This is a genomic window from Kitasatospora sp. NPDC059577 (assembly GCF_042735475.1).
Taxonomy (GTDB): Bacteria; Actinomycetota; Actinomycetes; order Streptomycetales; family Streptomycetaceae; genus Kitasatospora.
Map to the genome: position 1 here is coordinate 30,889 of NZ_JBHWBZ010000077.1, position 7,200 is coordinate 38,088.

The window sequence follows — 7,200 nt, forward strand, 5'->3', positions numbered from 1 at the left end:
GGCGTTCGCCCTTTCCCTATTCGCGGATCACGGCGCCCGTGCGGGCGGCCGCGTCGTGCTCGGCACCGACCGGTGGCAGCACCGGGGCCGTACGGTCGGCGAAGCCGAGCCGCAGCAGCCCGTTGCCGATCCCGGCCAGGCCGAAGAGCAGGCCCGGGACCACGAGGCCGCCGGGGGTGCCACAGACCGGCCCGGTGCGCGCGAGCGCGTCCACCAGGGCCGCCGAACGGCCGGCCCACGCCCGGCGGGCGGCCGCGCCGGGAGCCCGGCCCAGCAGCTCCAGCACCCCTGTCTCGCCGTGGCACAGGCTGTGGTCGGGCCGCGGACCGGCCGCCACGGCCGCCCGCACGGCGGAGCCGGCCCAGTCGGCGAGCGCCGGGTCGGCCGTCGCGGCCCCGCTGTCGACCAGCGCGAGCGCGATGCCGGGCGCGCCCTCGCACCAGGAGGCGCCGAGCGCCGGAGCCCGGGTGGACGAGCGCAGCGCGGCCAGGCCCGCACGCCGGTGGCCGTCGTCGCCGGCCGCCCGGGCGAACGCCAGCAGTGCCCAGCCGACCCCGGCCGACCCGGCGGCCAGGCCCGGCCCGGCGGCCAGGCCCGGCCCGGTGGGCGGCGACCGGTCGAACCCGCCGCGTGAGCCGGTGTCTCCGGTGCCTTCGGTGCCTTCGGTGCCTCGGGGGTCGTCGAGTCCGTCGGGCCCGTCGAACAGGTCGTGGAGGCGCGCCGCGCAGAGCCGCGCGCCCGTCCACGCCGCCGTGCTGCCGGTGGCCCGGTGCACCGCGAGCAGGGTCGCGAGCCCGCCGGCCGTGCCGTCGGCCAGACCGGCCGGCTCCTCCGCCTCGGCGGCGGCCGCGGTGAGCCGGACGGCCGGCTCGACCAGGTCGAGCAGCTCGCGGTCGTCCAGCAGGGCGGCCAGCTGCGCCAGGGCCCAGGTGAGTCCGCCCAGCCCGGCCCAGGCTCCCGAGCCGACCAGCGGCAGGTCCGCCGGCCGGGCCGCCAGCCGCTCCAGCAGCGCCGGCACCGGCTGCAGCGCGCGGCGGGCCACGTCGGCGTAGCGGGCTTCGCCGGTGAGCGAGGCGAGCCGGGCGAGGAACAGGGCCGGTCCGGGGTAGCCGCCGCCGAGGTCGGCGCCGGCGGGTGCGAGTCGCCAGTACCGGTCGGCGATCAGGTCGAGCCCGAGCCAGTTCGCCCGCTCCGCCGACCGGTGGGCGCCGTCGACCAGCCGGTCGCCGAGGACCCGGGCGGCGGCGAGCAGCCGCGCGGGGTCCGGTGCGGGAACGTCGGACGGTTCCTCCGGTGGCCCGTCGGACGGGCACGGCCGGCCGGACCGCCGTGCTGCGCCGGGTGGTTGAGGTCCGCCGGACCGCCGTGGTGCGCCGGGTGGCTGCGGTCCGCCGGGCGTATGGGCGGGGCGGGTGGACCGGGCCGCCATCGCCGCCCGGACGATCCACTCCTGCCCGGCCGGGTCGGCCGCGCCCGGCGCCGCGAGCCGTTCCGTCACCCGGTCGAGGCCGGGGCGCTCCAGGGCGTTGGGGAAGCGCTCGCCCCGGCCGCTGCACAGCTCGGTCCGGCCCGGGCGGGTGGTGAACAACGGCACGTCGCCGTCGCGCAGTTCGGCGATCTCCTCGTCGAGCAGCCGGGCCGTTCCCGGGCGGGCGGACTCGCCCGTGCCCAGGGTCCGCAGCAGGGCCTCCCGGTGCTCCGCGTCGCGCAGCACGTCGGGGTGGGTCGACTCGTCGAGCAGGGTCGCGTACTCCTCGGTGGCGCGCACCACGACCCGCACCTCGTCGTCCGTGAAGGCGCTCAGCAGTCCGGCCGGGCCGGTGAGGTCGGCGCGGCCGGCGGCGAGCGCGCGGCGGCCCGCGCGGAAGCCCGCCAGCAGGGCGTCCAAGTGGTCGGCGGGGTCGGTGTCCGTGCCGCCGAGTCTGGGGCGGTTCTCCGCGCCGGTGAACTCGGCCGCCCCGCGCACCAGCCGCATCTCGTCGGTTCCGGCCGCCGCCCACCGCACCGCGTCGCTCGGCGAGCCCGCGCCGGCGTCGCCGCCGAGGCCGGAGGCGTCCAGGGCCCGGACGTCGCCGAGGACCAGCCGCGGCAGCAGGCCTGTGCGGTGCACCGAGGCCTGCAGCGCGAGCGCCGCCGGGTCGGCGCGGTGCGGATCGTCGTCGGGCAGCTCGGGGTCGGCCGGGGCGGGCGGGTGGAAGAGGGTCTCCAGGTCGACCGGCACCGGGTGCTCCCCGCAGGCGATCAGGTTCCCCGCGTGCTGGTCGGTGCCGTCCAGGGCGTGCAGCAGGGCGAGCCAGGCGCCCTGGCGGACGTAGAACCGCTCCACCTCGGCGGGTTCCGCGCAGGCACGCCGCTCGATGAACTCCAGCCAGCCGTACCCCGGCCGTTCGAGCAGGGCAGGGGTCCGCAGGCCGGGCGTACCGGGCTGCGCGTTGAACCAGTCGACGACGGCGCCGACGTGCCGGTGGACGGCGGTCGGTCTGGGCCGGTACACCAGTCGCGCGCCACCGGCGAAGCGCAGCAGCGCGACGGCGCGGCCGCCCCGGTGTCCGTCCCCGGCCCCGCGCCGGACCGCCACCAGCGGTCCGGGAGCGGCGTCGCGGAGCAGGGTGGCGGCCAGGGCCGGGCGGTCCGCGGCGAAGCGGGCCAGCAGTTCGGCGAAGGCGTCGGCGGCGGCCAGGCAGGTCCGGCCCAGGATCCCCGCCAGCACCGGGTATTCGCGGAACAGCGTGAGCAGCCCTTCCCGCGTCGCCGTCCGCAGGACGAAGTCGCGGAAGCGCTCGGCCGGGGTGGCACCCGCCGAAGCCCCGGTCACCCTGGCCACGTTGAGTTCCAGGACGAGCGTTCGGGCGGCCTGTCGGGCCAGCGTGTCGGTGAGCCCGGCGACGAACTCCGCCCGCACGGCGGGCAGATCGACCACGGCCGGGGGCAGGTCCGCCGGCAGGCGGGTGGCGGCCGCCAGGGCCAGCGGTGACACGACGGTCCGGAAGCCGGTGAGGCCCGGCAGGTCCCCGGCCGGCACGACCGGTGCCGGTGCCGTGTTCAGCGCCTGCTCGACGAACACCGCCCAGGCCGGTGCGGCCGTCCGGACCCGGTCCTGCTCCGGCACCCCGGGCAGCCACCAATCAGCGGATCCGGAACCGGAGTTCGCCGCTTCGGAAACCGTCGCAGTCACAGGGACGAGGGTGGCACCGCATGGAGGATTCCACAAGGGCGTGATCGTCGGGTGGAGGTCCGGTGTGCGGACCGGGAGTCCGCACGCCCGCGTGCCGGCCCGGCGCGCGGGCTCAGGGGAAGTACAGCGAGGCCTTCGTCAGGACGTGCGAGGTGAACATCCCGCCCCACGCGGCCCGCCCCCGGTACACGGTCGTCCGGGCGGGCCCCGTCGCCGCCGTCTCCACCACGACCGGCCGGGCGATCAGATCGGTGCCGAGCACCCGTCCGTCCGCGGCGGCCCACTGCACCGCGGACGGGTGGACCCGGTCGCTGATCAGGGCGGGCAGGACCATCGCCGCGTTGCGGACGCCGGCCAGGCCGCTCCGGAGGTCCTTCGCGTAGCCCAGCGCCCAGCCGGTGAACTCGGCCAGCGAGGCGCCGTCGACCTCGGGGACGGCGGCGGCGAGGACGAACAGTTCGACCTTGGTGGCGAACCAGCGCGCCTTTCGGTCCGACCTGCTGCCGATCACCACCCGGTGGCCGGGCCGGCCGGTCCCGTTGATGCGGCAGCCGTCGGCGGCCAGGCGTTCGCGGAGTGCTTCCAGGTAGCGGGCGGCCGCATCGGCCGAGGACGCACCGTCGGTCTGATCATGGGTCATGCGGGGATCCTCCGGCACCGGTGCGGAAACGGGAAGCCCTCGGAGCGCCCCGACCTGCCCGGGGCCTGCCCGGGTACGGCTGCGGACCTGCCGAGGACCGGCCGGCGACCGGATCCGCGGGCCCCGCCGCGCCGTGCGCCGGGCCCGTCCGGGTACTGGCGGTGATCCGCCCCGCGGACGATGATGACGCGATGCCGTCCCCGCCCGGTCCGGATCCACGCCTTCGGAAGGTGCCATGCTGAACCTGTCGGTCCTGTTGGAGGACTCCGCCCGTACCCACCCGGACCGCGACGCGGTGGTGCTCGGCCCGACGCGGCTGACCTACGCCCAGGTCGACGCCGCCGCGAACCGGGTCGCCAACCTGCTGGTGGAGCGCGGGATCCGGCCCGGTGACCGGGTGGCGCTGAGCTGCCCGAACCTGCCGCAGTTCCCGGTCGTCTACTACGGCATCCTCAAGGCCGGCGGGGTCGTCGTCCCGCTGAACATCCTGCTGAAGTCGCGCGAGGTGGCCTACCACCTGCGCGACGCCGAGGTGAAGGCCTACTTCTGCTTCGAGGGGACGCGGGACCTGGCCATCGGTGAGGAGGGCCGGAAGGCCTTCGACGAGGTCGGGAGCTGCGAGACCTTCTTCCTGATCACCGCCGATCCGGCCGCCCCCTCGCCGATCGCCGGGGCGCAGACCCTGGACGCGGCGCTCGCCGGGGCGTCCCCGGTGTTCGACCCGGTGGCCACCGAGGCGACCGACACCGCGATCATCCTCTACACCTCGGGCACCACGGGTCAGCCCAAGGGCGCCGAACTCTCCCACGCCAACACGGTGATGAACGTGCTGGCCTGCAACCGGACGTTCCGGAGCACGCCGGCCACGGACAGCCACGTCCTGTGCCTGCCGCTGTTCCACACCTTCGGCTCCACCGTCCAGATGCACACCGGCTTCTCGACGGCCGCGACCCTGCACCTGGTGCCGCGCTTCGACGCGGACGAGGTGGTCCGGCTGATGAACACCGAGGAGATCACCTTCTTCGCCGGTGTCCCGACCATGTGGTGGGCCCTGCTGGGCGCGCTCACCGACACCGTCGACGTGGACCGGATCGCCCGCAACCTGCGCATCGGCGTGTCCGGCGGCGCCCCGCTGCCGGTGGAACTGCTGGGCCGGATCGAGGAACGGCTCGGCATCCGGGTGCTGGAGGGCTACGGCCTCTCCGAGACCTCGCCGGTGGTGACCTTCTCCGACCCGGAGCGGGAACCGCGCCCCGGGTCCGTCGGCGTGCCGATCTGGGGCGTCGAGGTCAAGCTGATCCACGCCGACTGGTCGGAGGTCACCGAGCCGGGCGCCGTCGGCGAGGTCGTGGTGAAGGGCCACGGCGTCATGAAGGGCTACTTCAACCGGCCCGAGGCCACCGCCGAGGCGATCAGGGACGGGTGGTTCCGCACCGGTGACCTGGCCCGCCGGGACGAGGAGGGCTTCTACTACATCGTCGACCGGGCCAAGGACATGATCATCCGGGGCGGCTTCAACGTGTACCCGCGCGAGGTCGAGGAGGTGCTGATGACGCACCCCGCGGTCGGCCTGGCCGCAGTGGTCGGCGTGCCGCACGAGAGCCACGGCGAGGAGGTCAAGGCGTTCGTCATCCTGAAGTCCGGGGCCGGCGCCGCCCCCGGGGAACTGGTCGCCTGGGGCAGGGAGCAGATGGCCGGCCACAAGTACCCGCGCATCGTGGAGATCGTCGACAGCCTGCCGATGACCGCCACCGGCAAGATCCTCAAACGCGAACTCGGGTGACCGGCGGACCGGATGACGTCGGGCCCCAGGTCCTGTCCGGACTAGGGCTTGTCTGACAATTCGCGTCGCATCAGCGCGCGGCGTTGGGCGCCCGGCTGGGCGTGCCGCCGGAGCGTCCTCGTACTGGACGTACTTGGACGATTCGGCGGTGCGTCCAGCCGGGATGCCCGGCGTCGTGCGCGCGGCGGGAATTGTCAGACAAGCCCTAGGCGGGGAAGCCGTCGATGAAGGCTTCCAGGCCGCCGGCCAGGTCCAGGGCCTCAAGCTCGGCGTCGTAGTCGACCCACCACACCACCGGTACCGCGGGCGCGAGTTCGTGCAGCGCCGTGTAGATGACGGTGAGCGGCGCGGAGTGCGGTTCGCGGTCCTCGAAGGAGAAGGCGCCGTGCCGCAGGTTGTAGGACAGCTCCGCCCAGCGGCCGGGCTCGACCTCGGCGTGGATCTCCAGGAAGTTCTCGAACGCGCCGCTCACCGTGGCGTCCGGCCAGTGGCGGCGGACGCAGTCCTTCAGCTGCTCGCCGGTGAAGGTCCACGGGCCGGCCTGTTCGCGGTCGGCGCTGACGTAGAAGGCGGATCCCACGGGGTGTTCTCGCTTCTCTCGGTGGTGCGGGTCGGATGCCGTGCGGGTCGGGTGCGGGCCAGGTCGGCTGCGGGGCGGCTGCCGGTGAGGTCCGGCCGCTCGGTCACGGTGGCCGTCACGGTCACGGGCGACCGTCAGGGTCACGGTACGACGCGGACGTTCCCGGTGACGCCCGTGGCGGTCATCAGGCCCTGGACGTACGAGCTGGCCTTCCCGTCGTTGGTGATGAGTTCCAGGTGGTTGACCTTGGTGCGGGGGTCGTTCAGCGCCGACGCGTACTTGTCGAGCTTCTTGGCCTCGCCGTCCATGGTGTTCTCGTACACGAAGTCGAAGACGCCGTCGGCGTTGTCCAGCCGGAACGGGGACTTGCAGCTCTTCTGCTGGCCGATGTACTTGGCGTCGATCGCCGCGCCGTCCTCGGGGCGCACGCCGTCGGCGTCCATGCCCAGTTCGCGGCCGGTCTCCGGGTCGGTCACCGTGGTGTACAGCCGGTACTCGGTCGATCCGGCGACCCGGACCTGGTAGGCCCGGTGCGCGTCGATCTTGGGGTCGCCCTTCACGGAGGGGCCGAGCGCCTGGAACGTCCGGCCGTCCTGCTGCATCTGCGTCATCCACATCCGGACGGCGGCCTGGTCCTGCGGCGACAACGCCGGGAAGGGACTGTTCGGGTCACGCGGCGGCGGCATGCCGGGGGTGACCGTGAACGGCGGCGGCTTGGGGCCGACCGTGGCACGCCCCCGGACCGGAGCCCGGGCGGCTCGCATCGGGGCTGGCGACGGGCCTTCTCGGGGTGTTCACGTCGTGCACGCGGATCATCCGCGAAAGCCCCCACGAAAGCTCCCGTGGAACTCCCGCCGGGGCCCGCGCGGACGCCCCGCCGGTGCCCCGCCGGCGCTCCCGCGGAGGACCGCCGCGCGCGTCCGCGAACGACGGACCCCGCCGGGCTCGGGCCCCGCCCCCGGGGCGGGCCGCCCCCGCGGGGGGGGCCGGGGGGGCGCGCGCCGGGGGCACTGGAGGGTGGG

General features: G+C 75.3%; 5 protein-coding genes. 1 reads left to right on the forward strand and 4 read right to left on the reverse strand.

Going from position 1 to position 7,200, the window contains the following annotated elements; translation table 11 throughout:
- Window positions 1-16 precede the first annotated feature (16 nt).
- Together ACFV0O_RS37205 and ACFV0O_RS37210 are read right to left on the reverse strand one after the other, a co-directional pair.
- Window positions 17-3,175, reverse strand: a complete 3,159-nt coding sequence (locus tag ACFV0O_RS37205; protein ID WP_380348630.1) for a type 2 lanthipeptide synthetase LanM family protein — start codon at window positions 3,173-3,175, stop codon at window positions 17-19.
- A gap of 112 nt (window positions 3,176-3,287) precedes the next feature.
- Window positions 3,288-3,815, reverse strand: a complete 528-nt coding sequence (locus tag ACFV0O_RS37210) for a hypothetical protein (protein WP_380348631.1) — start codon at window positions 3,813-3,815, stop codon at window positions 3,288-3,290.
- A 235-nt stretch (window positions 3,816-4,050) separates the two neighbouring features.
- On the opposite strand from ACFV0O_RS37210, the gene ACFV0O_RS37215 reads away from it, so the two are divergent.
- Window positions 4,051-5,598 (forward strand): long-chain fatty acid--CoA ligase, encoded by a 1,548-nt coding sequence (locus tag ACFV0O_RS37215; protein WP_380348633.1) that lies wholly within the window; start codon window positions 4,051-4,053, stop codon window positions 5,596-5,598.
- Between the two features lie 205 nt (window positions 5,599-5,803).
- On the opposite strand, the gene ACFV0O_RS37220 is transcribed toward ACFV0O_RS37215, so the two are convergent.
- Complete coding sequence (locus ACFV0O_RS37220) at window positions 5,804-6,178, reverse strand: hypothetical protein (protein WP_380348635.1); 375 nt, start codon at window positions 6,176-6,178, stop codon at window positions 5,804-5,806.
- Window positions 6,179-6,318: 140 nt separating this feature from the next.
- A complete protein-coding gene (locus ACFV0O_RS37225; protein ID WP_380348637.1) occupies window positions 6,319-6,864 on the reverse strand; it encodes a restriction endonuclease fold toxin-2 domain-containing protein in 546 nt (181 codons plus the stop codon).
- Window positions 6,865-7,200: the final 336 nt, after the last annotated feature.

What these genes read in the sequence shown, in the direction of transcription:
- ACFV0O_RS37210 (WP_380348631.1), bottom strand. Translation starts at nt 3,815, where the DNA reads ATGACCCATGATCAGACCGACGGTGCGTCCTCGGCCGATGCGGCCGCC.
- ACFV0O_RS37215 (WP_380348633.1), top strand. Translation starts at nt 4,051, where the DNA reads ATGCTGAACCTGTCGGTCCTGTTGGAGGACTCCGCCCGTACCCACCCG.
- ACFV0O_RS37225 (WP_380348637.1), bottom strand. Translation starts at nt 6,864, where the DNA reads ATGCCGCCGCCGCGTGACCCGAACAGTCCCTTCCCGGCGTTGTCGCCG.